Origin of the sequence: Nonomuraea montanisoli (assembly GCF_013363975.1) — a bacterium.
GTDB classification, from domain to species: domain Bacteria; phylum Actinomycetota; class Actinomycetes; order Streptosporangiales; family Streptosporangiaceae; genus Nonomuraea; species Nonomuraea montanisoli.
The window spans coordinates 378,781-401,541 of the sequence record NZ_JABWGN010000004.1; the positions used below are offsets into that span (position 1 = coordinate 378,781).

The window sequence follows — 22,761 nt, forward strand, 5'->3', positions numbered from 1 at the left end:
GCCCTGGGGAGCCTTGGTCGGCGGAGGCCTGTCAAGGCGCGAGAAGAGGTCGATCTACATGCCTGGCATCGGTCACCCTAGCAACGCCTCAAATTCCACTCAAGTCGCAAAGCGCCTCAGAGATCAATATGTCATACCAGAGCGCGGAGTGTGGGTTACTGACGCTCTTCAGGGGTTGGTCAGGAAGGCTGTCACGGCTTTCCGGGTGCCCGTTAGGCCGCTCCGGACGGGGTGAGGACCGGGTGAACGGTGGGGCGGGGCCGCGCCCGTCCCCTCCTCGGGCGTGGCCCCGCCGGCTCAGCGGGTCTGCCCGCCTTCCCCGCCTGCTCCGGCCGCCCCGCTGGTCAGAGCGGGCCGCACGGTGCCCGGGGGGTGCGCGCCGCAGGCGTCCAGCTCGCGTGCGCAGGTCTCGGCGAGCGGCCGGGCGCCCAGCCGGTCGAGCAGCTCGTACGCGGTCCGCAGCCGCTCCGCCGCGGCCCTCCTCCTGCCGGTACGCCGCAGCACCATGCCGAGCCCGAGAAGCGCCCGTCCCTCCTCCAGGGGGTCGGCGGCTACCCGGGCCAGCTCCAGGGCGCGGAGGAGTCTGATCTCGGCGCCGGCGGGCACGTTCCGGGCGCCCAGCAGCAGCCCCTCCAGCCGGGCCCGGGCCGGCCCCGTGCACCGGGTGTCGCCGCGGGCGGCCAGCTCGGCCTGCGCCTCGTCCAGGCGTCCCTCGCTGATCAGCCGCTCCACGAGCAGCGGCCACAGGCCGGCCGCGAACGGGTCCCCGTAGGCCGCCGCCATGTCCGGGCTCCCCGCCGTGGGACTCCCCGCCGTGGGGACGAGCGCCCGCGGAACGAGCGCCCCGGACGTGAGCGACCCGGAGGTGAGCGACCCGGGAGTGTGCGCCCCGGGGGCGGGGAGCATGGGGGCGAGCAGCGTCATGGCGGCGCCCGCCACCGCCTCGCCCCGGGCGTGGCGCATGCGGCGGGCGGCGGCGAGCGCCGCCCCGGCGTGGGCCAGGGCCCGTTCCCGCTCGCCGCGCGCCGCCGGGACGGCCGCGCACACCACGCCCAGCCACGGCAGGAGCCAGCGCTGGCCGAGCCCCCGTGCCTCGGCCAGTGCCCGCTCCGCCCGCGCGGCGGCCTCGTCCCACCGCCCGTCCCGGTACTCGGCCACCGCCAGCAGCGCAGCGGCCATGAGCCGGTGATGGGGCAGCCCCGCCCGCTCCAGCGCCGCGACGACCCCGCCCAGCACGGACAGCGCGCCGGGCACGTCGCCGTCGCGCAGCCGCGCCACGCCCGCCGCCAGCCCGTCCTCGGGCATGCCGGCGCGCGGCCATCCAGCCAGGGCCAGCACGTCGTACGGCCGCGCCGCCGCCCCCTGGAGGGGCTGCCCCACGGCCAGGTCCGCCCAGCCCGCCGCGGCGTGCAGCCGGCCCCTGACCAGGTTGAGCCAGGCGAGCTGCTCGGCCGTGTCGGCGGCGAAGGCGGGCTCGCGCTCGCGCCAGGCGTCCGCCAGCAGCTCCCCCGCCCGCTCCAGGCGTCCCGCCGCCAGAGCCAGCCGTCCCAGCACGTACCGGCGGAACGGCCGGGGGTCGGCGCTCGGCTCGGCGGCCAGCTCGACCGCGCGGGTCACGTCCCCGCCGAGCAGGGTGTGCTCCAGTACGGCGGTGCGCAGCTCCTCGCGCCGGGCGGGCGACTCGGACAGGGCGGCGGCGGCGTGGAGGCAGGCGGCGGCCTCGCGCCACTGCCCGTGCTGCACCTCCTTGGCGGCCAGCCCGGCCAGCTCCTCGGCCAGCGCGTCGTCGGGCCGTCCGGCGGCGGCCGCCCGGTGGCGCAGGGCCGCGCCGGCGTCCTCGACGAGACGGGCGGCGGCCTCGTGCAGGCGGGCCCGCTCGGCCGCCCCGAGCCAGGCGCGGGCGGCGGCTTGGGCCAACGGGCTCGCGAACCGCACGGTCCGTCCGGGGCCCTCCTCCAGCACCCCGGCCTCCACGGCCTTCTGCAACGCCTCGAACGCCCCTCCCCTGGGGGCGCCGCCGCCCGTCAGCGGACGCCGGTGCCCGCCCGCGGCCGCCGCCTCCGGCGCGCCCGGAGCGGTACGGGGCCCCTGCGCCCCGGCCGGGTCCCGGACGGCGGCGGCGACCGCGACGGCCATGTGCAGGTCGCAGCTCTCCCCCAGGACGGCGCACGCCGCCACGAGCGTCCTGGCCGCCGGGTCGCAGGCGCCCAGGCGGCGGGCGAAGGACCGGGTGTAGGTCTCCGGGGCGGGCAACGGCGTACCGGTGTCGGCGAGACGCCGGGGCGTGAGGGTGGCGAGGAGGGCGCGGGCGTGCAGCGGGTTCCCGCCGGTGTGCGCGCACAGCCGCTCGGCGGCCCGCCCGCTCAGCCCCACCTCGGCATGAGCGGCGCGCCCGGTCACCCCCGCCTCAGCATGTGCGGCGCGCCCGGTCACCCTTGCCTCGGCCTGCGCGGCGCGGGCCAGGGCGGACAGGTCGGCGGCCGTCAGCCCGCCCAGGGCGAGGCGGCGCACCGCGTCTCCCGCCAGGAAGCGTCTCAGCCCCTCCGGCAGCCACTCGTCCCCGAGGTCCCGCCCGGCGACCGCCACCAGCAGCCGCCCCCGCGGCAGGCGGCGCAGCACGTAGCCGAGGGACAGCAGCGAGGACCGGTCAGCCCACTGGACGTCGTCCACCAGCACCGCCAGCGGCCCTTCGGCCTCCAGCCGGTCGATCTCCGCCGCCAGCGCCCGGCCGGCCCGCCAGGGGTCGTCGAGTCCGGCCGCCTGCCGCACGAGCTGCCGTACGAGCCCGAACGGCAGCTCACGCTCCCCCCGTTCGCCGCTGACGGCCAGCACCCGCATCCCCGCGCCGGCCCCGGCCCGGCCCCCGCGGTCGGCCCGGGGTCCCGTACCGGCGTCGAGGCCCTCCGCGCACTCCGCCAGGGCCTGGTGGAGCAGGGCGGTCTTGCCGATCCCCTCCGGGCCCTCCACCGCGACGACCCGCGCGCGCCCCTCCACGGCGGCGCGCAGCTCCGCCCGCAGCAGCGCCAGCTCCGCCGCCCGCCCCACGAAGACGGCGTCCCGGGAGAACGGCGCGCTCCCCCCGAAGGCGGCGTCCCCGGAGAACGGCGCGCTCCCCCCGAACGCCACGTCCTGGATGGACGCGGTGTCCCCGAGGGACACCGCCCGCCCGACGTCCATCGCCGCTCCCCTCCGTCGCCCTCCTCTTCACGGAGCGCGGAGCGGCCCCCCTGATACATCGGGGGATCGGCGTCAGCCCACGTGGACGACGGGACGCCGCTCGGCGTCGGGCTCGGCCTGCCGCAGCACCTCGCGGGTCAGCGGCGGGATGTCGCCGCCGCCGAACACCAGGTAGCGCAGCAGCGCCCCGATCGGGTTGCCCTCGGCGGCCCAGTGGAAGTACACGTGCGGCATCTTGCCGGTCTGGTCGCGCAGGTAGAGCAGCAGCGCGGCGATGGCGTTGGCCACGGTCGGGCTCTCCAGGCGCAGGATGCGGTACCCGTGCCGCTCCTCCCCCTTCACCCTGACCTCGCTGGCGAACTCGGAGGCGTCGGGCACCGTGACCTCCAGGAACAGGATGCCCTCGGTGGGCCGCAGCCGGTGCAGCTCCCACGCCTCGCGGGCCTTGTCGATGTACTCCTTGCAGTCGCGGGCGTGCGGCTCGTTGGCGATGAGGCGCAGGTCGCCCGACTCGTTGACGAACTGCCGGGCGAGGTCGTCCAGCGTGATCTCCGTGACGCGCAGCTCGGTCGAGCGGGTCGCCCGCGAGATGAGCGAGGTGATCACGATGGCGAGCACGAACAGCAGGGCGATGACCAGGCCGTCCGGCCGCTCGATGATGTTCGCCACCAGCGCGTACGCGAAGATCAGGGTGATGACGCCGAACGGCACGGCCGCCTTGTACCGGCGGCTGACCCAGGCCGACAGGGTGACGGCGACCGCGGCCGACAGGATGAGCGCGAGCACGCCGGTGGCGTAGGCGCCGCCCTGGGACTCGACGTCTGCGCCGAAGAACAGCGTGATGAGGAACGAGATGACGGTGAAGACCAGCACCATGGGCCGGGCCGCGCGCGACCAGTCGGGCGCCATGCCGTACCGGGGCAGGTAGCGCGGCACGATGTTGAGCAGCCCCGCGAGGGCGGAGGCGCCGGCGAACCACAGGATGGCGATGGTGCTGAGGTCGTAGGCGGTGCCGAACCAGTCGCCGAGGTATTCGTGGGCCAGGTACGCCAGGGCGCGCCCGTTGGCCGAGCCGCCCTCGGCGAACTCCTCGGCCGGGATGAGCACGGTCGTGGCGAAGCTGGAGGCGATGAGGAACACGCTCATGATGAGCGCCGCGGTGGTCAGCAGCTTGCGCGCGCCCTTGACCCGCTGCTCCAGGTTCCCCTTGACCAGCGGCATCACGGCGACGCCGGTCTCGAAGCCGGACAGGCCGAGGGCGAGCTTGGGCATCACGTACAGCGACACGGCGACCATGGCGACCGGGCTGGCGTAGTCGGAGGCCAGCAGGTTCTGCCAGTCGGCGACCTTGGCGGGCGCCGACAGCACGTGCCGGACGGCGGTGGCGACCACGACGACGTTCAGCACCAGGTAGACGGCCACGAGCACGACGGCGATGGAGATCGCCTCGCTGAACCCGGCGAGGAACACGCCGCCGAGCGCGGCGATCAGCAGCAGCGTCACCGGGACCTGCCAGCCGGCCAGCGCCTTCGGCACGAACGGGTTGTGCAGGATGTGCGCGGTGGCGTCGGCCGCCGACAGCGTGATCGTCACGATGAACGCCGTGGCGACGAACCCGAGCAGGAACAGCACGAGCAGCTTGCCGCGCCAGCCGGGCAGCAGCCGTTCGAGCATGGACAGGGAGCCCAGCCCGTGGGGGCTCTGCTCGGCGACGGCCCGGTACGTCGGCAGCGCGCCGAAGAGGGTGAGGGCCACCAGCAGCAGCGTGGCGATGGGGCTGAGCGCGCCGGCGGCGAGGGCGGCGATGCCCGGCTGGTAGCCCAGCGTGGAGAAGTAGTCGACGCCGGTCAGGCACATGACCTGCCACCAGGCGTGCTGATGCTCGGGCGCCTCCTCGTGGTGCGGTCCGGTGGTGCGGTGATCGGAGCGCTGCAGTCCTTTCAGCAGCCACTCGCGTACCCCTGAGCCGGCCGTACTGACCACGTTCTCCCCCTGTGCGACGCGCGTCCCGCCCTGGGACGCCCTCTTGTGGTGGACAACTGTGCCACGCACCCCGGAGGTTCCGTCACCCACCCCTTCTCCCGACATGTCTGGCATGACGCCCGTCCCTTCCCAGCAGGACGTGGCGTACTCATGTCCTGCCGGGAAGGGGCCGGGAGCTGCGGAGCTACTCCGGGGCGCGCTCGCCGGCCTCGGTGACGCCCTCCTCCGCCCACAGCCGCCGCATCTCCGGGCAGTCCGCCAGCAGCCCGGCGAGCGTCCCGCGCCCGGCGACCCGGCCGCGGTCGAGGACGACGATCTCGTCGGCGCGTTCGAGGGCGGCCCGCCGGTGCGAGACCACGAGCAGCGTCGCGGGCCCGCCGCCGTCGCGGGCGGCCGTCGCCAGCCGGTCCCACAGCAGCTCCTCGGTCTCGACGTCGAGCGCGGACGACAGGTCGTCCACGACCAGCAGGTCGGGGGCCCGTACGAGCGCGCGGGCGGCGGTCGCGCGCTGCGCCTGGCCGCCGGACAGCCGGACGCCGCGCGGCCCGACGAGCGTGTCCAGCCCCTCGGGCATCGCGGCCAGGTCGTCGGCCAGCGCCGCCAGGGCCAGCGCCCGCCCCAGGCCCTCGGCGGGCGCGCCGAGCAGCAGGTTCTCCCGCAGCGACGCCGAGAACAGCCGGGGCACCTGCCCGGCGTGGGCCACCCGGCCGGGCACCAGGAACGTCCCGGGGTCGGCGACGGGCCGGCCGTTCCAGGTGATCGTCCCGCCGTCCAGCGGGACCAGCCCGAGCAGCGCCCGTACCAGCGTCGTCTTGCCGGCGCCCACGGCGCCGGTGACCACCGTGAACGACCCGCGCCGCACCCTCAGGTCCACCTCCCGCAGCCCGGCACCGCGCGGCCCGAGGCGGACGGTCAGGCCGCGCGCCTCCAGCACCTCCAGCGGGTCGTCGTGGCGGGGCCGGGGCGTGACGGCGGGCGGCTCGCGGTGGAACCACACGCCGCTGTCGCGCGCCAGCGCGCGGACGTCCTCGTGCGGCGCCATGAGCCGGGCGAGCCGGCCGGTGGCCACGGCGGCGTGCGGCAGCCGGGCGAGGATCCCGCCGACGACGCGCGGCAGCGCCGCCAGCCATCCGGCGTAGCTGGTGAACAGCGCCAGGTCGCCGACCGTGAACCCGCCGCGCCGCATGGCCGGCGCGGCGAGCACGAGCACCAGGCCGGCGCCGATCTCGACCGTCGCGTTCGTGACGCCGTCCAGCAGGTCGGTGGCCAGCCGGTCGCGGACGGCGGCGTCGCGCCGCGCGCGGTTGCGCGCGCGCAGCCGCTCCAGGGCAGCCTCCTCGGCGCCCGCGACCTTGATCGCGAGCACGCCGCCGAACATCTCCCCGACGTACGCGGTGACGTCCGCGCCGAGCACCCTGGCCCGCTGGTGCAGCGACCGGATCCGCCGGCGCAGCAGCCGGCTCGCCGCGCCGATCACGACCATCGGCACCACCAGTGCCGCCGTGACGGCGGGGTCGATCGCCACCATGACGCCCAGGGCGGTCCCGCCGAACAGGATCGCCCCGGCCAGCGGCACCGCCTCGTCCACCAGCTCCACCAGGTCGCTCACGTCGTCGCGCAGCCGCGCGAGCGTGTCGCCCTGGGCGTGCGGCAGCCTGTCCGCCACGGGGCCCGGGGCGGTCAGGACGGAGCGGAGCACGTTGGCGCGCAGCAGGGTCGCCGCCGCGTCCCACCAGTAGTCGCCGTACGTCCAGGCGACCACCATGGTCGCCCCGCGGGCCAGCTCCACGCCGACGAGCGCGGCGCACAGCCACAGCATCTGGTCCAGGGCGGCGGGGGCCTGGCCGCTGATCCCGTCGAAGATCTTCTGCAGCGCGAGGCCGGTGAGGAGCGGCAGCACGCTGACCGGCATCCAGAGCAGCGCGCCCACCAGGAACCGGCGCAGGTCGAAGCGCACCAGCCCGGCCACCACCGTCCAGACGTCCTTCGATCCGCTCATCGGGTCACCCCCGCCAGGTCCAGCAGCCGGGAGAAGCGGCTGCCCGGGTCGGCGGCCAGCTCGGCGCGGGGGCCGAACTCGACCACCCGCCCGCGGGACATGACCGCGATCTTGTCCACCCGCGACAGCGACGACAGCCGGTGCGCGACGATCACCCCCGTACGCCCGGCGAGCAGCCGGTCCATGCCGCGCTCGACGCGGCGTTCGGTGGCGGGGTCGAGCCGGCTGGACGCCTCGTCGAGCACCACCAGCCCCGGGTCGGCCAGGAACGCCCGGGCGAACGCCAGCAACTGCGCCTCCCCGGCCGAGACGCCGCGCAGCCCGGTGTCGAGGCCGTCCGGCAGCCCGGCCAGCCAGTCGCCGAGCCCGGCGTCGGCCAGCGCCCGCCGCAGCACGTCGTCGCCGGGCGACGGCCGGAACAGGGTGAGGTTGTCGCGGACGCTCGCGTCGAACAGCCGCACGTCCTGGGTGACCGCGTACACCCGCTCGCGCAGGGAGCGCTCGTCCACGTCCCGCAGATCGACGCCGCCCACCCGCACCGCGCCCGCGACCGGGTCGTACAGGCGCAGCGCGAGCCGCGTGATCGTGGTCTTGCCGCTGCCGGTGCGGCCCACCAGCCCGAGCGTCTCGCCCGGCGCCAGCGTCAGCGTGACGTCCGACAGCACCGGCCCGCCGCCCTCCTCGGCGGCGTCGTAGGCGAAGGCGACCCCGTCCAGCTCCAGCGCGAGCGCTCCCGCCTCCGGCAGCCGGCGGGGCCGCGCGGGGGCGGGCAGCGTGCGCCGCTCGGCCAGCAGGCCGCCGATGCGGGTGATCCCGGCGAGGGCGCCCTGGTAGTCGCGTAACCGGTCGATGAGCCGTTCGAACGGCGCGCGCACCATCACCGTGCACTGGAACACCAGGACGGCGGTGCCGACGGTGAGCGTCCCGGTGGAGCGCGCCCACGCGGCCAGGGCCAGCATGAGCGCCGTGCCGGCGGCGAACGCGACCGACGTGCCCGCCAGCAGGCCGCTGCCGATGCGGTCGGCGCGGTGCTCGGAGCGGTACCAGGCGGCGGCGGTGCCGAGGAAGCGGGTGACGACGTGCTCGCCGGCGCCGTTGGCGCGGATGTCCTCGGCTCCGGCGATCCGCTCCTCCATCTCGCCGTACAGCCGCGCGCCGGCCGCCCGCGCGGCGGTGGCGGAGGGCACGGCCAGCCGCTGGGCGCGGGTCGTGGCGAAGCCGGCCAGCACGCAGTACGCGAGCAGCGCGCACCCGAGCCGGAGGTCGGCCGCCAGGACGACGCCGAGCACGCCCGCCAGCAGCAGCGCGCCGGCCACGACGTCCATGAGGAACGCCACGACGAACCCCGACACGGCCACCACGTCGCCGTCCACCCGCTCGATCAGCTCGCCGGGCGTGTGCCTGCCGTGGAAGTCCATGTCGAGGCCGAGGGCGTGCCCGGCCAGGCGCTCGCGGAGGCGGTCGGTGCCGTCCCAGGCGAGCCGGCTCGCCAGCCGGGCGGCGACCAGCCGGGCCGCCTGCCCCGCGACGGCCGCGGCCAGGGCGGCGAGCGCGATGAGGGTGAGCCGGCCGGTGCCCGCGCCGGCGATGGCGTCGTCGACGAAGCGGCGGGTGAGCTGGGGGCCCGCGAGCGGGAGCGCGGTCATGGCGGCCACGGCGGCGCCGAGCGCCAGGCCCGCCCGCCGTCCGGGCCGCATGAGCCGCAGCACGAGCCGCCGGACTTCCCTGTCCGTACGAGCCGTCGCATCGTCCGCACGCACTCGCCTGTCCGCGCGAGCCGTCGCATCGTCCGCGCGGGCCTTCCGACCGTCCGCGCGGGCCCGCCCCTGGCCGGGACGGGCCTTCCGGGCGGTCGCGCCGGATCCGGTGGCATGCCGGTCCTCCCGGTCCTGCCGGGTCTCGGAGGTCATCGGCTACACCCTCCGCGCGACGTGCAGGAGGTACTGCTCGCGGTCGAGCGGGTCGCGCCCGTCGCGCCGCCTGACCGGCGCGGGCCCGCGGACCGGCCGGTAACGGTCGAACGACGTCTCCAGGACGCCTTCGCCCCGGGTCAGCCCGGGCACCTGCCGTTCCAGCCGGTGGACCTCCGCGGCCGGGATGTCGCCCTCCAGCTCGCACCACGCGCCCCGCCACACCGTGCCCCCGTGGACGGCGCGCAGCCGCCCCAGGACGGCCGCCGCCTGCATGGCGGTGTCGGCCGGGACCTCCAGGTGGAAGCGGTGGACCGGCTCGCACACGACCGTCCCGGCCCGCCGCAGCGCGCTCATCAGCACCAGCGGCGTCAGGAGCCGGAAGTCGCGGGCCGTGGAGATCGGCGAGGCGTAGCCGGAGCGCGTCATGGTGACCACGCAGTCCACGACCTCCCAGCCGGACAGGCCCTGCCGCAGCGTCTCGCGCACGGTGGCGCCGATCGCCTCGGCCAGCTCGCCGGCCGACTTGTAGACGTACAGCGGGAGCGAGCCCAGCGCGGCGTCCACGCGGAAGGCGACGCCCGAGCCGGGCGGCGCCGGCTCGACGCGCAGCCCGACCGTGGCGACGAACGGGTTGCCGTCCTGGCCGAGCAGCTCGACGGCCTCCCCGGTGGCGGCGGGGCGTTCGACGCAGATGGTGGTGGTCTCGCGGAAGCCGACCTCCAGGCCGTATTCGGCGGCCAGCGTGGCCTGGACGACCTCCTTCTGCACCTCGCCGTAGAGCGAGATGGAGACCTCCTGCCGCTCGTCGTCCTGGCGCAGGCCGATGAGCGGGTCCTGCTCGGCCAGCTCGGCCAGGGCCGCGTGCAGGGCGCCGCGCTCGGCGGGACTGCCGGGCACCACGACGGTCTCCAGGCTGGGCGGCGCGAACCACCCGCCGCGCGGCGCTCCCGAGGACGGCCCCGGGCGGCCCGCCTCGCGGATCTCGTCGCCGATGCGCGCCTCGGGCAGGCCGCACACCGTCCCGATCCGCCCGGCCGTGAGCGCGGCCCGTGGCCCGGCGCCGCCCCGGTCGAAGACGCGGATCGCGGTGATCCTGCCCTCGCGCTCATCCGCCGCGCCGGGAGGGCCGAAGCGGACCCGGTCACGCACCCTGAACGTCCCGGACCGCGCCCGCACGTAGGCGACCCGCTCCCCGGCCGGCCCCCGCTCGACCTTGAAGACGGTGCCCGACGCCGGCGCGTCCGCGTCGCCCTCGGCCGCCGGAAGCAGCTCCTCGATCCCGGCCATGAGCGCGTCCATCCCGGCGCCGGTGATCGCCGAGCCGAACAGCACCGGGTACGCCCGCGCCCGCGCCGTCTGGTCCGCGAGCGCGCGCCGCACCCGGTCGTGGGTGAGGGCGGGCCCGTCGGCGACGTAGGCGGCCAGGAGCGCGTCGTCCCGGTCGGCCAGCGTCTCGGCCAGGCCGGACAGGAAGCCGGCGTCGCGGGGCCCGTACGGGACGAAGGCGGCCGCACGCGTCCCGGCCCCGCGCACGGCGCCCAGCGGGACGGCGTCCGGGGTGAGCCGCTCGGCGACCGCCCGCAGGACCCGGCCGGGATCCGCGCCGGAACGGTCGATCTTGTTGACGAAGATGATCGCGGGGATGCGCAGCCTGCGCAGCGTCCGCATGAGCACGCGCGTCTGCGCCTGCACCCCTTCGACGGCGGAGACGACGAGCACGGCGCCGTCCAGGACGCCGAGGGCCCGCTCCACCTCGGCGATGAAGTCGGGGTGGCCGGGCGTGTCGATGAGGTTGACCGTGACTCCGCCGACCCCGCCGGCCCCGCCGACGGCGAACGACACGACGGCGGACTTGATGGTGATGCCGCGCCGGCGTTCGAGCGCGAGCGTGTCGGTCTGCGTGTTGCCGTCATCGACGCTGCCGACCTCGTCGATGACACCGGCGGCGTGCAGCAGCCGCTCGGTCAGGCTGGTCTTACCGGCGTCTACATGCGCCAGGATCCCCAGGTTGAGCGTTCGCACGAAGCGTCATGTCCTTCACGTAGACGAAACCTCCTTGCTGGATGGACATGGACCTACGCCGCATCTCGGGCCTCCTCGCTCGTTCGCCGGTCGTCGCGGGGAGTGAAACAGACGGCGCACCCCGCGCACAACCGATTAACCGGCGGCCCCTGCGGAAGATTCGCTCCCATGAGGATCACGCTCGTCCAGGGGGACATCACCGTGCAGCGCGTCGACGCGGTCGTCAACGCGGCGAACCCGTCCCTGCTCGGCGGCGGCGGCGTGGACGGGGCCATCCACCGGCGCGGCGGCCCGGCGATCCTCGCCGAGTGCCGGCGGCTGCGCGCCGACCGGTATCCCGACGGGCTGCCGGTCGGCCAGGCGGTGGCCACGACGGCCGGCGAGCTGCCCGCCCGCTGGGTCATCCACACCGCCGGCCCCGTCTACTCGGGCCGGGAGGACCGCTCGCACCTGCTGGCCTCCTGCTACCGGGAGGCGCTGCGGGTGGCCGACGAGCTGGAGGCGGTCACCCTGGCGCTGCCCGCGGTGTCGGCGGGGATCTACGGCTGGCCCGTGGCCGACGCGGCCCGCATCGCGGTGACCACCGTTCGGGCCGCCCGCACGGGGGTGGAGGAGGCGCGGTTCGTGCTGTTCACGGCCGACGTCCACGCCGCCTTCGCCCGCGCCCTGCGGGACGCGGGCGGGTGAGCCGGCCCCGGCGTCAGCCGCCGGGCCCGACGGGGTCGTACGGGGCGCCGTCGCCCGTCGTGGGCAGGTCGCCGCGGGTCACGGCCGTGGGCGGCGGGGCCGGCGTGCCGTCCCCCACCGCGGGACGGGCCCCGGTCGCGGCCTCGCGCAGCGCCTGCCTGCCGACCTGGCCCACCGCGGCGGCCAGCCGGACGTAGTGGTCGCCCCGGACGACGGTGTAGTCCTGGCGGACCCCGTCGGTCCGGTACCAGCCGTCCCCGTCGCGCTCGCACCGCACGGCCGCGCGCCCGTCGCCGCCGCTCACGGGCGTGGACGCGCACACGTCGTCGTCGAACGCGCCCCGGTCGACCCGCAGCTCCACCGGCTGGCCGGTGCCCTTCACGGGGGCGTAGAGGACGCCGAAGCCCTCCTCGTTGACGCCGCCGGCCGACTGCTCCATGATCTGGTAGCCGTCCAGGTCGACGGCGTAGATGAGGTCCGGCGCGGCCCCGGAGGCGCGGGCCCGGTCCACGACCTCCTGGCTCAGCGCCCCCTGCGTCCCACACGCCGCGAGCACCGCCATCGCGAGCCCGGCCGGCAGGAGCGCCCTCGACGGGCGGGACGGGCCGCCCTTCCCGGCGCCCTTCACAGGCCCGGCCGCTCCTGGGCGAGGGCGCGGCCGATGACCAGCCGCTGGATCTGGTTGGTGCCCTCCACGATCTGCAGCACCTTGGCCTCGCGCATGTACCGCTCGACGGGGAAGTCCTCGACGTAGCCGTACCCGCCGAGCACCTGGACCGCGTCCGTGGTGACCTTCATGCACATGTCCGTGGCGAACAGCTTGGCCATCGCGGCCCGCGTCCCGTACGGCCGGCCGGCGTCGCGCAGCCGCGCGGCGTCGAGGTAGAGCGCCCGGGCGGCGGCGACCTGCGTGGCCATGTCGGCCAGCATGAACGACACGCCCTGGAAGTCCACGATGCGGCTGCCGAACTGGCGGCGCTCCCTGGCGTAGGCGGAGGCGGTGTCGAGCGCGGCCTGGGCCACGCCGACCGCGCAGGCGGCGATGCCGAGCCGGCCGCCGTCGAGCGCGGCCATGGCGATGCGGAAGCCCTCACCCTCGGCGCCGACCAGCGCGTCGTGCGGCAGGCGCACCCCGTCGAAGCGGACCTGGGCGGTCGGCGAGGAGCGCATGCCCATCTTGTGCTCCGGCGCGCCGAACGACAGGCCCTCGACGCCGGCCGGGACGTGCAGGCAGGAGACGCCGCGCGCGCCCGGCTCGCCGGTGCGGGCCATGAGCAGGTAGAAGTCGGCGACCCCGCCGTGGGTGATCCACGCCTTGACGCCGTCGACGGTGTAGCCGTCGGGGCCGGGCACGGCGCGGGTGGTCAGGGCGGCGGCGTCGGAGCCCGACTGGGGCTCCGACAGGCAGTACGCGCCCAGCAGCTCGCCGCCCACCATCGCGGGCAGCAGCTCGGCCCGCTGCTCCTGGCTGCCGTAGGCGGCGACGGGGAAGCACGACAGGGTGTGCACGGAGGTGCCGAGGCCCACGGCCAGCCATCCGGCCGCCAGTTCCTCCACCACCTGGAGGTAGACCTCCTGCGGCTGGGCCGCGCCGCCGTACTCCTCGGAATAGGGCAGGCCGAGCAGCCCGGCGGCGCCCAGCGTGGTGAACACCTCGCGCGGGAACCGCCCGGCCGCCTCGTCGGCCGCGGCCCGGGGCGCCACCTCCTTGGCGACCAGCTCACGGGTCAGCTGGATCAGCTCGTGCGCCTCGGGGGTGGGCAGGGCACGCTCAACAGTCATCGGTGAATACTCCTTGTGAGAGTGTACGTGCCCTGCATTCTGCCTAAACGATCACCAGTTCACGAGGGGTGAGGTTCAGCCGCTCGCCCTCGTTCTCGCCGCAGACCACGATGTCCTCGATGCGGGCGCCGTGGCGGCCGGGCAGGTAGATGCCGGGCTCGACGGAGAAGGCGAAACCGGGCTCCAGCGCCTCGGCGTTGCCGGAGACGATGTAGGGCTCCTCGTGGGTCTCGATGCCGATGCCGTGGCCGGTGCGGTGGACGAAGTACTCGCCGTAGCCGGCCTCGGTGATGACGTCGCGGGCGGCGGCGTCGATCGACTCGCAGGTCACGCCGGGCCGTACGGCGGCGCAGGCGGCCTCCTGCGCCCGGCGCAGCACCTCGAAGTACGCGGCGTACTCGGCGGGCGGCTCGCCCACGCAGTAGTTGCGGGTGGAGTCGGAGCAGTAGCCGTTGTGGAGCTGGCCGCCGATGTCGACCACGACCGGCTCGCCCGGCTGGATGACGCGGTCGGACACGTCGTGGTGCGGGCTCGCGCCGTTGGGGCCGGAGGCGACGATGACGAAGTCGACCGTGGCGTGGCCGGCGGCGAGGATCGCCTCGGCGATGTCGCGGCCCACCTCGCGCTCGGTGCGGCCGGCCCGCAGGAACTCGGGCACCTGGCGGTGCACGGCGTCGATCGCCTCGCCGGCCTCGCGCAGCGCGGCCACCTCCACCGCCGACTTGCGCATCCGCAGTTCGCGCAGCACGCCGCCGGCCAGCACCTGCCGGGTGTCCGGCAGCACGTCGCGGAAGCGCAGCGACGACATGGCCCACATCCGGTCGGCGAGCCCGACCGTCGCCACCCGTCCGAGCCGGTCGGCGGCGATCCGGTACGGGTCGTCGGTCTCGTCCCAGGCCACGAACTCCAGGCCGAGCCGCGAGGCGGGCGACGCCTCCGCCGCGGGCAGCTCCAGGCGCGGCACCAGCATGTACGCCTCGCCCGAGGCGGGCACCACCAGGCAGGTGAGCCGCTCCAGCGGCTTGGCGTCGTAACCGCTCACGTACCGCAGGTCGGGACCCGGGGTGAGCAGGAGGGCGTCGATGCCGGCCTTGGCGGTGGCCTCCTGGACGGCGGCGAGACGGGACACGGGATACAGATCTGAGGACGTCACGGCCACAATCTACTCCCGACGCCCCCTCCTAAAATCCGCGAAAAGGTCTTACAACACGCCAAGCCATCGCTACCGTTCGCTCACACTCGACCGCATAGTGTGAGGCGAATGTCCCGTTCCACTGCATTCGAGGGTGTGTCTCATGGTCGACGTCATCAGCGGCGGGCCGGGGCAGCGGCGGCGTCCGGGAGGTGCCGCCGGCGCGCCGCACCCGGGCGCCACCGAGCGGGAGCTGCTGGCCGTGCGGCTGGCGCACGCCCAGCGGCTGGGCAACATGGGCTGGGCCGAGTGGGACCTGCGCACCGGGGAGGCCGCCTGGTCCGACCAGGTGTACGTGATCTTCGGCCGTGACCCGGCCAAGGGGCCGGCGGACCTGCCGGAGCTGGCCGGCCTGGTCGAGCCGGACGACCTGCGGATGCTGGAACAGCTCCTGCTGACCGTGGTGCACGAGGCGGAGGCGGCGCAGGCGGAGATGCGCATCCGGCGCGGCGGCGAGCTGCGCAACCTCCGCGTCGTCCTGGAGCCCCTGCTGTCGGCGGGCCGTCCGGCCGACGACCCGGGCACCGGCCCGGCGGCCGCCGGGCTGCGGGCGGCGGCCACGGTGCGCGGCGTCCACGCGGTCTTCCAGGACATCACGGGCCGCCGCCGGGCCGAGCGCATCATGTCGGAGTCGCGCCGCCAGCTCCTGGAGGCCCGCGTCAAGGCGGCCGAGGAGCGGCACGTGATGCTGGCGCTGCGCGAGGCGATCCTGCCCGACCCGGTCGGCTGCCTGGACCTGCCGCGCACCCGCGTCGCCGTGCGGTACGTGCCGGCGGAGAAGACCGCGAGCCTCGGCGGCGACTGGTTCGAGGCCGCGTCCCTGCCCGACGGGCGGGTGCTGCTGGCCATCGGCGACGTGTCGGGGCACGGCCTGCCCGCGATCGCGCACATGGCGCAGCTGCGTCACGCGCTGGTCGGGCTGACGATGACCGGGCGTCCGGCGAGCGGCCTGCTGACGCTGCTGAACGACCTGGTGATCCACCGCCTGGAGGGCACCACCGCCACGGCCGTGATCGGGCACCTGGACTCCTCGACGCGGGTGTTCAGCTGGGCGCGGGCCGGCAACCTGGCGCCCGTCCTGGTGCGCGACGGCACCGCCCGGCAGCTCGAACAGGCCAGGGGCGTGCTCCTCGGCGCGGCCTGCGACCAGGCGTACCATCTGGCGCGCATGGAGCTGCGGGAGGGCGACCTGCTGCTGATGTTCACCGACGGGCTGGTCGAGCGGCGCAACCGCGACATCGACGAGGGCCTGGCGCTGGTGCTGGCCGCCGCCGCCCGCCTGCCCCGCGACGATCTGCACCTCGGCCTGGACGCGGCGCTGGACCGGCTGCTGGAGGAGATCGGCGGCCCGAACCCCGAGGACGACGCCTGCCTGCTCGCCGTCGGCATCCAGAACCGCCCCGACGCCTGACCACCGACGCCTGACCACCGGCAGCGTCCAGGACCGTCCTGGCGCCTGGTCACGGGGCGGGCCGCGCCATCCTGTCCCGGACGTCGGCGGTCAGCTTCTCCAGCAGGTCCGCGAGCGTGGCCCGTTCCGCCGGGGCGAGTCCCGCCACCAGGGACGCCTCGCGGCCGAGGACCGAGTCGACCGATCGTTCGATGAGCGCGTGGCCCTCGTCCGTGAGCGAGACCGCGACGCTCCTGGGCCCGGTGTCGCCGGGGGCGCGCCGGATCAGGCCGGCGCGCTCGGCCCGGGCCACCCGCTGGGAGATCGCGCCGGCCGTCACCAGCGTGCGGCGGGCCAGCTCGCGGGTGCTCAGCCGGTACGGCGGGCCGGACCGGCGGATCACCGACAGCAGGTCGAGCGTGGCCGCGTCGATCCCGGCGGCGCGCAGGACGCGGGCCCGGTCGTCGGCGAACATCTTGGCCAGCCGCCAGATGGGCGTGACGATCTCGATGGAGTCGGTCGGCGTGCCGGGGCGCTCGCGCTGCCAGGCCGCGGCGATCTCCGCGGGACTGGTCGGGGTTTGGACCATCTGGGCATCCTCCGCTACGTTTAGGGCTAAACGTACCAGCCGTGAGGAGGAATCATGGGCAGGACCGTGCTCGTCACCGGAGGAACCAGCGGCATCGGCAAGGCCGTCGCCGCCCGCTTCGCCGCCGACGGTGCCGACGTCGTCATCACCGGCCGCCACCCGGACACCGTCGAGCCCGCCGCCAAGGAGCTGGGCGTGCGCGGGCTGGCCTGCGACGCCGCCCGCCCCGACCAGGTCGCCGCCCTGGCCGAGGAGCTGGGCGGCTCGCTCGACGTGCTCGTCAACGCCGCGGGCGGCCTGCCCGCCCGGCCGGCCGCCGGGACGCCGCCGCTGGAGGCGCTCGCCCAGGAGTGGCTGTCCAGCGTCTCCGGCAACGTCCTCACCGCGGTCCTCACCACGACCGCGGTGAGCGACAGGCTCGCGCCGGGAGGCACGGTCGTCAGCATCGGGTCGATCGGCGCCGAACGCGGCGGCGGCTCCTACGGCGCCGCCAAGGCCGCGCTGGCCGCCTGGAACGCCACCCTGGCCGCCGCGCTCGGCCCCCGGGACGTCACCTGCAACGTCATCTCCTCCGGGTACGTCACCGGCACCAACTTCTTCGGTGACGGGATGGCCGAGGAGCGCCACCGCAGACTCGTGGAGGAGACGCTGCTCAAGCGGCCGGGCACGCCCGGCGACATCGCCGAGACCGTCTTCTTCCTCGCGTCCCGGGGCGCCCGGCACATCACCGGACAGACCATCCACGTGAACGGCGGAGCCTTCACGACCCGCTGACCGGCGCGCGGGATTGTCAGTCCCGGATGCCACCATGGGGGGGTGCTGATGCTGCTCGACACCCCGTCGCTGTACTTCCGCGCCTTCTACGGCGTGCCCGACTCGGTCACCGCGCCCGACGGCATGCCCGTCAACGCGGTGCGCGGCCTCATCGACATGATCGCCACCCTGGTGCGGGCCCACTCCCCCACCCGGATGGCGGCCACGATGGACGCCGACTGGCGGCCCGCGTTCCGCGTGGCGGCCATCCCGACGTACAAGGCCCACCGGGTGGCCCAGGGCGACGAGGAGGAGGTGCCCGACACGCTGGTGCCGCAGATCCCGGTGATCGAGCAGGTGCTCGACGCGCTCGGCATCGCCCGGCTGGAGGCGCCCGGCTTCGAGGCCGACGACGTCATCGGCACGCTCACCCACCGCGAGGACGGGCCGGTCGACATCGTGACCGGCGACCGCGACCTGTTCCAGCTCGTCGACGACGCCCGCCCGGTGCGCGTCCTCTACACCGCCCGCGGCATCCGCAACCTGCAGATCGTGGACGAGGCGTTCGTGGCGGGCAAGTACGGCATCCCGGGCCGCGCCTACGCCGACTTCGCGACCCTGCGCGGCGACCCGAGCGACGGCCTGCCGGGCGTGGCCGGTGTCGGCGAGAAGACGGCGGCCTCGCTCATCACCCGTTTCGGCTCGCTGGAGGCGCTGCTCGCCGCGCTCGACGCGGGCGTCACGGAGGGATTCCCGGCGGGGAGCCGCACCCGGCTGTCCGCCGCCCGCGACTACCTGAGCGTCGCGCCGGCCGTGGTCGAGGTGTCCTCGGAGGTGCCGCTTCCCGCCGCCGACCTGGCGCTGCCGGGCAAGCCGCGCGACCCCGAGGCCCTCGTACGCCTGGCCGACCGCTACGGCCTGGACAGCCCGCTGAACCGCCTCCTGGACACCCTCCCCGGCTGACCACCCAGCTGACCACCCACCAGTCCCCCGCCCCACGGCTCCCGCGGACGCTCGCCGCCCCTCAGCCCGTTCCCTCCCGCCAGACACAGGTCTGCCTGCCCCCTCCCCGCCTGCCCACCTCTCCGCCCGCCCGACCTCCGCCTGCCCACCACACCTGCGCGCGCCTTTCATCCCTCGCCAGGCCGCTCCCCACCTGTCCCTTCGGCCCGCCTGCCATCCCTGGCCTGGCCGCTCCCCCACCCGTCCCTCCGCCCGCCTGCCATCCCTCGCCAGGCCGCTCCCCCTCTGCTCCTTGTCCCGATCGCCTCCCAGGCGGCGCGCCCGACACCTGCCTGCCCGCCCCTCCGCCGTCCCTCGTGCCACCGCCTGGCAGGTCGCCCCGCCTGCGGCTTCGTCCGGCCCTCCCCCGACCGGCCCCGATCGCCCTCCGCCCGGCCGACCTCCTGGCACACCGCCCGGTCCGGCCACGCCCCCGATCGCCTTCAGCGCGAGCGAAGTCTCACTGGGGACGCCTTCCTCGGTCGGCCCGATGCAGGCCAGATGAGGGTGAGGCAAGAGACGGGCCGAGTGGGGAGCAGGCCAGATGAGGGGCGACCCGAGGCGGGGCTCAGGCCGAATGCGGGGAGCCAGGCCGCGTGAGGGGTCAGGCCGAGCGGAGGTCACGCCCCGGAGGCCAGGCACTGACAAGTGGGCCCGTGCGGGAGGTCAGGCCGCGGGAGAAGTGGGGCCGGGTAAGAAGGCCGGGCCGGTAAGAAGTCTGGCGGAGCGAGAAGCCTGGCCGGGTGAGGAGTCTGGCCGAGCGAGAAGCCGGGCCGGGCGGAGGTCGCGGCGGGCGGGTGGGGTCAGACGGTGAGAACGATCTTGCCTGCGGGGTGCCCCTGGGCGAGGTGTTCGATCGCGGCACTCGCCTCGGCGAGCGGGTAGGCGCGGCCGATCACCGGCCTGACCGCGCCCGACTCGATGAGCCCGCCCAGTTCCGCCAGGTCGTCGGCGTTCTCCCTGGCGGTGAGGCCGCGCAGCCGCTGCCTCGTGGTCAGCTGCACCACGGGCCGGCGCAGCAGAGCGCGCGAATACCCGCCCAACAGCCCGGGGGCGTCGTGACCGCCACCGGCGAGGACGAGCGTCCCGCGCGGCGTCAGGGCGCGCCGCAGCAGCGACATCGGACGGCATCCCGCCACGTCGACGATCACGTCGTGGCGCGGCCCGTCGCGGTCGACCTCGTCGCGGGTGTAGTCGACGACCTCGTCCGCCCCCAGCGAGCGCACCAGATCCGCCTTGTCCGGCCCGCACACGGCGACGACGCTCGCGCCGAACGCCTTGGCGATCTGCACGGCGAACGTCCCGATCCCGCCCCCGGCGCCGATGACCATCACCCGCTGTCCCGGCCGCACCTGGCCGGCGTCGCGCACGGCCTGTAACGCGGTCGTCCCCGACACGGGCACCGCCGCGGCCTCCTCGAACGACAGCCCCGCGGGCTTGCGCGCCAGCAGCCGCTCGGGCGCCGCCGCGTACTCGGCGAACGAGCCGTGTTCGCACGTGCCGTGCACCTCGTCGCCGGGCCGGAACCGCGTCACGCGGGAGCCGACGGCCTCCACGGTCCCGGCGAGGTCCCGGCCGCGTACGCGCTCCTTGGGGCGGCGCAGCCCGAACCCCATGAGGCGCACGGCGGGCGGCCGGCCGGTCATGAGGACCCACACGCCCGGGTCCACGCCGGCGGCGCGCACCCGGACGAGCACCTCCTCCTCGCCGATCCGCGGCGGGTCGGTCTCCTCCAGCCGGAGCACGCCGGCCGGTCCGTACACGTCCTGGACGATCGCTTTCATGAGTCCCCCTCGGGCGGGTCGGGATACTGGAACACGTCGTCGAGCGGGACGCCGAAGACGCGGGCGATCCGGAAGGCCATCTCCAGGGACGGCGAGTAGCGTCCCTGCTCGATGGCGATGACGGTCTGCCGGGTCACTCCGATGCGGTCGGCGAGGTCCGCCTGGGTCATCTCGCCGTGCTCGAAGCGCAGGGCGCGGATGCGGTTGGTGACACGCGTGGGCTTCACCACTCCGGCATGCTCCTGCGGTAGGCGGCGACCTTGGCGAAGCCGCCGAGGACGGCCGACACCACGAAGCAGAGGTAGACCGCGTTGGCGATCCAGAACCGCTCCCAGCCGGCCATCGCCATCAGCATCGCCGCGATGGCGCCGATGGCGACGAACGCCTGGCCGACGTGGTCGCCGAAGCGGGCGATCTCCCGGTCGCGCACGTCCCTGACCCGCGACGCCCGGGGGTTCACCATCGCCATGACGATCTCGGCCAGGATCGAGGCCGCGACGGCCCCGCCGACCGACCACAACAGGGCCGCCTCGTACGGCACCTCGGCCAGCGGCCGTCCGCCGGCCCGGCCCGCGATGATCACCGCGTACGCGGCGTAGGCCACCACGGAGACGACCAGCCTGATCCATGCGCGTTTCTCTTCGTGCGTCATCGCCCATCCTTGCGATGTACAGAATCTTTGACATCATCAAGGTAACCCATCTTTGACCTCATGTACAGAATCCTTTACATCCCCAGGGGCCCCGACCGGCCGGGCGCGCGCCGCGCGGTAGGTTGATCGGCGTGTCGAAGACGAGCATTCAGGTCCGAGACGGTGTCCCCCAGCGCCTGGAGGACGGGTTCGCGCGCATCACGCGCGAGGCCGACCTGCCGGCCGAGTTCCCTAGAGCGGTGCTCGACGAGGCCGACTGGGTGGCCGAGGCGCCCCGCGTCTCCGGCGAGGACCTGACCGAGCTGCCGTTCGTCACCATCGACCCGCCCGGCGCCATGGACCTCGACCAGGCCGTCCACCTGGAGCGCCTCGGCGGCGGCTACCGGGTGTGGTACGCCATCGCCGACGTGGGCGCGTTCGTCCGGCCGGGCGGCGCCGTCGACGCCGAGGCCCGGGTCCGGGGCGAGACCGTCTACCTGCCCGCGGGCAAGGTGCCGCTGCACCCCACGGTCCTGTCGGAGGGCGCGGCCAGCCTGCTGCCCGGCGCGACCCGTCCCGCGGCGGTGTGGCGGATCGACCTCGACGCCGACGGCCGCACGCTCGGCGCCGACGTGCGCCGCGCCCTGGTGCGCAGCCGCGAACGGCTCGACTACGCCTACGTCCAGGCCGCCGTGGAGACCGGCACGGCCGACGGCACCCTCGGCCTGCTGGCCGAGATCGGCCCGCTGCGGCTGGAGCTGGAGCGTGAGCGCGGCGGCGTCACCCTGCCCACCCCCGAGCAGGAGGTCGCGCCGGCCGACGGCGGCTACCGGCTCGAATACCGCGTGCCGCTGCCCGCCGAGGCGTGGAACGCCCAGATCTCCCTGCTCACCGGCATGGCCGCGGCCACCATGATGCTCGACGCGGAGATCGGGCTGCTGCGCGTGCTGCCGCCGCCCCAGCCGGACGACCTGGCCAAGGTACGCCGGGTGGCGGCGGCGCTGGGCGTCGCCTGGGCCGACGACGCCACCTACGGCGAGGTCGTCCACGGGCTCGACGCCAAGAGCCCGCAGCAGGCCGCGTTCCTGCACGAGTCACGGGTGCTGCTGCGCGGCTCCGGCTACGTCGCCTTCGACGGCGCTCCTCCCCCGCTGGCCGACCACGCCGCGGTGGGCGCGCCGTACGCGCACGTGACCGCGCCGCTGCGGCGCCTGGCCGACCGCTACGCCACCGAGGTGTGCCTGGCGGTCGCGGCGGGCGAGCCGGTGCCCGAGGACGTCGCCCGCGCCCTGCCGGAGCTGCCGCCCCTCATGGCGGCCGCGGGCCGGCGCGGCAGCGCGGTGGAGCGGGCCTGCGTGGACCTGGTGGAGGCGTTCCTGCTGCGCGACAGCATCGGGGAGGCGTTCGAGGCCGCGGTGATCGACGTGTCGGCGGACGGCCGGGGCGGGCAGGTCCAGCTCGTGGAGCCGGCCGTGATCGCCCGCTGCGACGGCGCGCTGCCGCTCGGCGAGAACGTCACGGTCCGCCTCGTGCAGGCCGACCCCGCCACCCGCGAGGTCCGCTTCGCCCTGGCCTGACAGCGTCCCTGGCGTTCGGCATGGCTGTGGCCGCGGCCCGGGTGGACGGGCGCGGCCACAGAGGCGCGGATTCACTTCTTCAGGACGCTCCAGCCCGCCCCCACCCCCATGAGGTGCAGGGCGACGCAGAGGAGCCCGGCCAGCCCGAGCGTGGTGACCGTCAGGACGCCGCCCACGGACAGCCCCGCGAGGGCGAAGATCAGGGCGAGCAGGAAGAACACGGCTGCGGCGAGGGCGAACATGGCAACCTCCGGAGGTCCGACGGACGCCGGGGATCCGA

18 protein-coding genes are annotated in these 22,761 nt (G+C 75.5%); 5 read left to right on the forward strand and 13 right to left on the reverse strand.

The window, feature by feature from the left end; translation table 11 throughout:
• Positions 1-297: 297 nt before the first annotated feature.
• The 5 genes from HTZ77_RS11540 to HTZ77_RS11560 form a co-directional block, all read right to left on the reverse strand.
• Positions 298-3,177 (reverse strand): ATP-binding protein, encoded by a 2,880-nt coding sequence (locus tag HTZ77_RS11540; protein ID WP_175589500.1) that lies wholly within the window; start codon positions 3,175-3,177, stop codon positions 298-300.
• A 72-nt stretch (positions 3,178-3,249) separates the two neighbouring features.
• Positions 3,250-5,160, reverse strand: a complete 1,911-nt coding sequence (locus HTZ77_RS11545) for an amino acid transporter (RefSeq protein WP_175589501.1) — start codon at positions 5,158-5,160, stop codon at positions 3,250-3,252.
• A gap of 184 nt (positions 5,161-5,344) precedes the next feature.
• Positions 5,345-7,159, reverse strand: coding sequence for an ATP-binding cassette domain-containing protein (locus HTZ77_RS11550; RefSeq protein ID WP_175589502.1), 1,815 nt, complete (start codon positions 7,157-7,159; stop codon positions 5,345-5,347).
• Positions 7,156-8,919 (reverse strand): ABC transporter ATP-binding protein, encoded by a 1,764-nt coding sequence (locus HTZ77_RS11555; protein ID WP_205302496.1) that lies wholly within the window; start codon positions 8,917-8,919, stop codon positions 7,156-7,158. Before HTZ77_RS11555 ends, HTZ77_RS11550 begins: the two co-directional genes overlap by 4 nt.
• A gap of 153 nt (positions 8,920-9,072) precedes the next feature.
• A complete protein-coding gene (locus HTZ77_RS11560; RefSeq protein ID WP_175589503.1) occupies positions 9,073-11,094 on the reverse strand; it encodes a GTP-binding protein in 2,022 nt (673 codons plus the stop codon).
• A gap of 168 nt (positions 11,095-11,262) precedes the next feature.
• Here HTZ77_RS11560 and HTZ77_RS11565 point away from each other — a divergent pair, with 168 nt between their 5' ends.
• On the forward strand, positions 11,263-11,781 hold the full coding sequence (locus HTZ77_RS11565; protein ID WP_175589504.1) for an O-acetyl-ADP-ribose deacetylase: 519 nt from the start codon (positions 11,263-11,265) through the stop codon (positions 11,779-11,781).
• 13 nt (positions 11,782-11,794) lie between these two features.
• Here HTZ77_RS11565 and HTZ77_RS11570 read toward each other — a convergent pair whose 3' ends face one another.
• The 3 genes from HTZ77_RS11570 to HTZ77_RS11580 are packed head-to-tail and all read right to left on the reverse strand — an operon-like array spanning position 11,795 to position 14,716.
• A complete protein-coding gene (locus HTZ77_RS11570) occupies positions 11,795-12,409 on the reverse strand; it encodes a hypothetical protein (protein WP_175589505.1) in 615 nt (204 codons plus the stop codon).
• Complete coding sequence (locus HTZ77_RS11575) at positions 12,406-13,563, reverse strand: acyl-CoA dehydrogenase family protein (RefSeq protein ID WP_175589506.1); 1,158 nt, start codon at positions 13,561-13,563, stop codon at positions 12,406-12,408. The genes HTZ77_RS11570 and HTZ77_RS11575 overlap by 4 nt, the downstream gene beginning before the upstream one ends.
• A gap of 43 nt (positions 13,564-13,606) precedes the next feature.
• A complete protein-coding gene (locus HTZ77_RS11580) occupies positions 13,607-14,716 on the reverse strand; it encodes a M24 family metallopeptidase (protein ID WP_328808536.1) in 1,110 nt (369 codons plus the stop codon).
• A gap of 142 nt (positions 14,717-14,858) precedes the next feature.
• Here HTZ77_RS11580 and HTZ77_RS11585 point away from each other — a divergent pair, with 142 nt between their 5' ends.
• Complete coding sequence (locus HTZ77_RS11585; RefSeq protein WP_175589507.1) at positions 14,859-16,166, forward strand: PP2C family protein-serine/threonine phosphatase; 1,308 nt, start codon at positions 14,859-14,861, stop codon at positions 16,164-16,166.
• A 49-nt stretch (positions 16,167-16,215) separates the two neighbouring features.
• Here the strand turns inward: HTZ77_RS11585 and HTZ77_RS11590 are convergent, their stop codons facing one another.
• Complete coding sequence (locus HTZ77_RS11590; RefSeq protein WP_175589508.1) at positions 16,216-16,734, reverse strand: MarR family winged helix-turn-helix transcriptional regulator; 519 nt, start codon at positions 16,732-16,734, stop codon at positions 16,216-16,218.
• 54 nt (positions 16,735-16,788) lie between these two features.
• Between HTZ77_RS11590 and HTZ77_RS11595 the strand changes: the two genes are divergently transcribed.
• Together HTZ77_RS11595 and HTZ77_RS11600 are read left to right on the forward strand one after the other, a co-directional pair.
• Complete coding sequence (locus HTZ77_RS11595) at positions 16,789-17,508, forward strand: SDR family NAD(P)-dependent oxidoreductase (protein ID WP_175589509.1); 720 nt, start codon at positions 16,789-16,791, stop codon at positions 17,506-17,508.
• Between the two features lie 48 nt (positions 17,509-17,556).
• A complete protein-coding gene (locus tag HTZ77_RS11600) occupies positions 17,557-18,450 on the forward strand; it encodes a 5'-3' exonuclease (protein ID WP_175589707.1) in 894 nt (297 codons plus the stop codon).
• Between the two features lie 842 nt (positions 18,451-19,292).
• On the opposite strand, the gene HTZ77_RS11605 is transcribed toward HTZ77_RS11600, so the two are convergent.
• Genes HTZ77_RS11605 through HTZ77_RS11615 form a run of 3 tightly spaced genes read right to left on the reverse strand, consistent with a single transcriptional unit; the run spans position 19,293 to position 20,925 of the window.
• Positions 19,293-20,273 (reverse strand): NAD(P)-dependent alcohol dehydrogenase, encoded by a 981-nt coding sequence (locus HTZ77_RS11605; RefSeq protein ID WP_175589510.1) that lies wholly within the window; start codon positions 20,271-20,273, stop codon positions 19,293-19,295.
• Positions 20,270-20,503: a helix-turn-helix transcriptional regulator gene (locus HTZ77_RS11610; protein WP_175589511.1), complete on the reverse strand. Its 234-nt coding sequence runs from the start codon at positions 20,501-20,503 to the stop codon at positions 20,270-20,272. Before HTZ77_RS11610 ends, HTZ77_RS11605 begins: the two co-directional genes overlap by 4 nt.
• Positions 20,497-20,925, reverse strand: a complete 429-nt coding sequence (locus HTZ77_RS11615; RefSeq protein WP_175589512.1) for a hypothetical protein — start codon at positions 20,923-20,925, stop codon at positions 20,497-20,499. Before HTZ77_RS11615 ends, HTZ77_RS11610 begins: the two co-directional genes overlap by 7 nt.
• A 131-nt stretch (positions 20,926-21,056) precedes the next feature.
• On the opposite strand from HTZ77_RS11615, the gene HTZ77_RS11620 reads away from it, so the two are divergent.
• Entirely contained in the window at positions 21,057-22,481 is a 1,425-nt protein-coding gene (locus HTZ77_RS11620; RefSeq protein WP_328808537.1) for an RNB domain-containing ribonuclease, read from the forward strand.
• Between the two features lie 71 nt (positions 22,482-22,552).
• Here the strand turns inward: HTZ77_RS11620 and HTZ77_RS11625 are convergent, their stop codons facing one another.
• Entirely contained in the window at positions 22,553-22,723 is a 171-nt protein-coding gene (locus HTZ77_RS11625) for a hypothetical protein (RefSeq protein WP_175589513.1), read from the reverse strand.
• Positions 22,724-22,761: the final 38 nt, after the last annotated feature.

What these genes read in the sequence shown, in the direction of transcription:
- HTZ77_RS11540 (WP_175589500.1), bottom strand. Translation starts at nt 3,177, where the DNA reads ATGGACGTCGGGCGGGCGGTGTCCCTCGGGGACACCGCGTCCATCCAG.
- HTZ77_RS11550 (WP_175589502.1), bottom strand. Translation starts at nt 7,159, where the DNA reads ATGAGCGGATCGAAGGACGTCTGGACGGTGGTGGCCGGGCTGGTGCGC.
- HTZ77_RS11565 (WP_175589504.1), top strand. Translation starts at nt 11,263, where the DNA reads ATGAGGATCACGCTCGTCCAGGGGGACATCACCGTGCAGCGCGTCGAC.
- HTZ77_RS11575 (WP_175589506.1), bottom strand. Translation starts at nt 13,563, where the DNA reads ATGACTGTTGAGCGTGCCCTGCCCACCCCCGAGGCGCACGAGCTGATC.
- HTZ77_RS11585 (WP_175589507.1), top strand. Translation starts at nt 14,859, where the DNA reads ATGGTCGACGTCATCAGCGGCGGGCCGGGGCAGCGGCGGCGTCCGGGA.
- HTZ77_RS11590 (WP_175589508.1), bottom strand. Translation starts at nt 16,734, where the DNA reads ATGGTCCAAACCCCGACCAGTCCCGCGGAGATCGCCGCGGCCTGGCAG.
- HTZ77_RS11595 (WP_175589509.1), top strand. Translation starts at nt 16,789, where the DNA reads ATGGGCAGGACCGTGCTCGTCACCGGAGGAACCAGCGGCATCGGCAAG.
- HTZ77_RS11600 (WP_175589707.1), top strand. Translation starts at nt 17,557, where the DNA reads ATGCTGCTCGACACCCCGTCGCTGTACTTCCGCGCCTTCTACGGCGTG.
- HTZ77_RS11605 (WP_175589510.1), bottom strand. Translation starts at nt 20,273, where the DNA reads ATGAAAGCGATCGTCCAGGACGTGTACGGACCGGCCGGCGTGCTCCGG.
- HTZ77_RS11615 (WP_175589512.1), bottom strand. Translation starts at nt 20,925, where the DNA reads ATGACGCACGAAGAGAAACGCGCATGGATCAGGCTGGTCGTCTCCGTG.
- HTZ77_RS11625 (WP_175589513.1), bottom strand. Translation starts at nt 22,723, where the DNA reads ATGTTCGCCCTCGCCGCAGCCGTGTTCTTCCTGCTCGCCCTGATCTTC.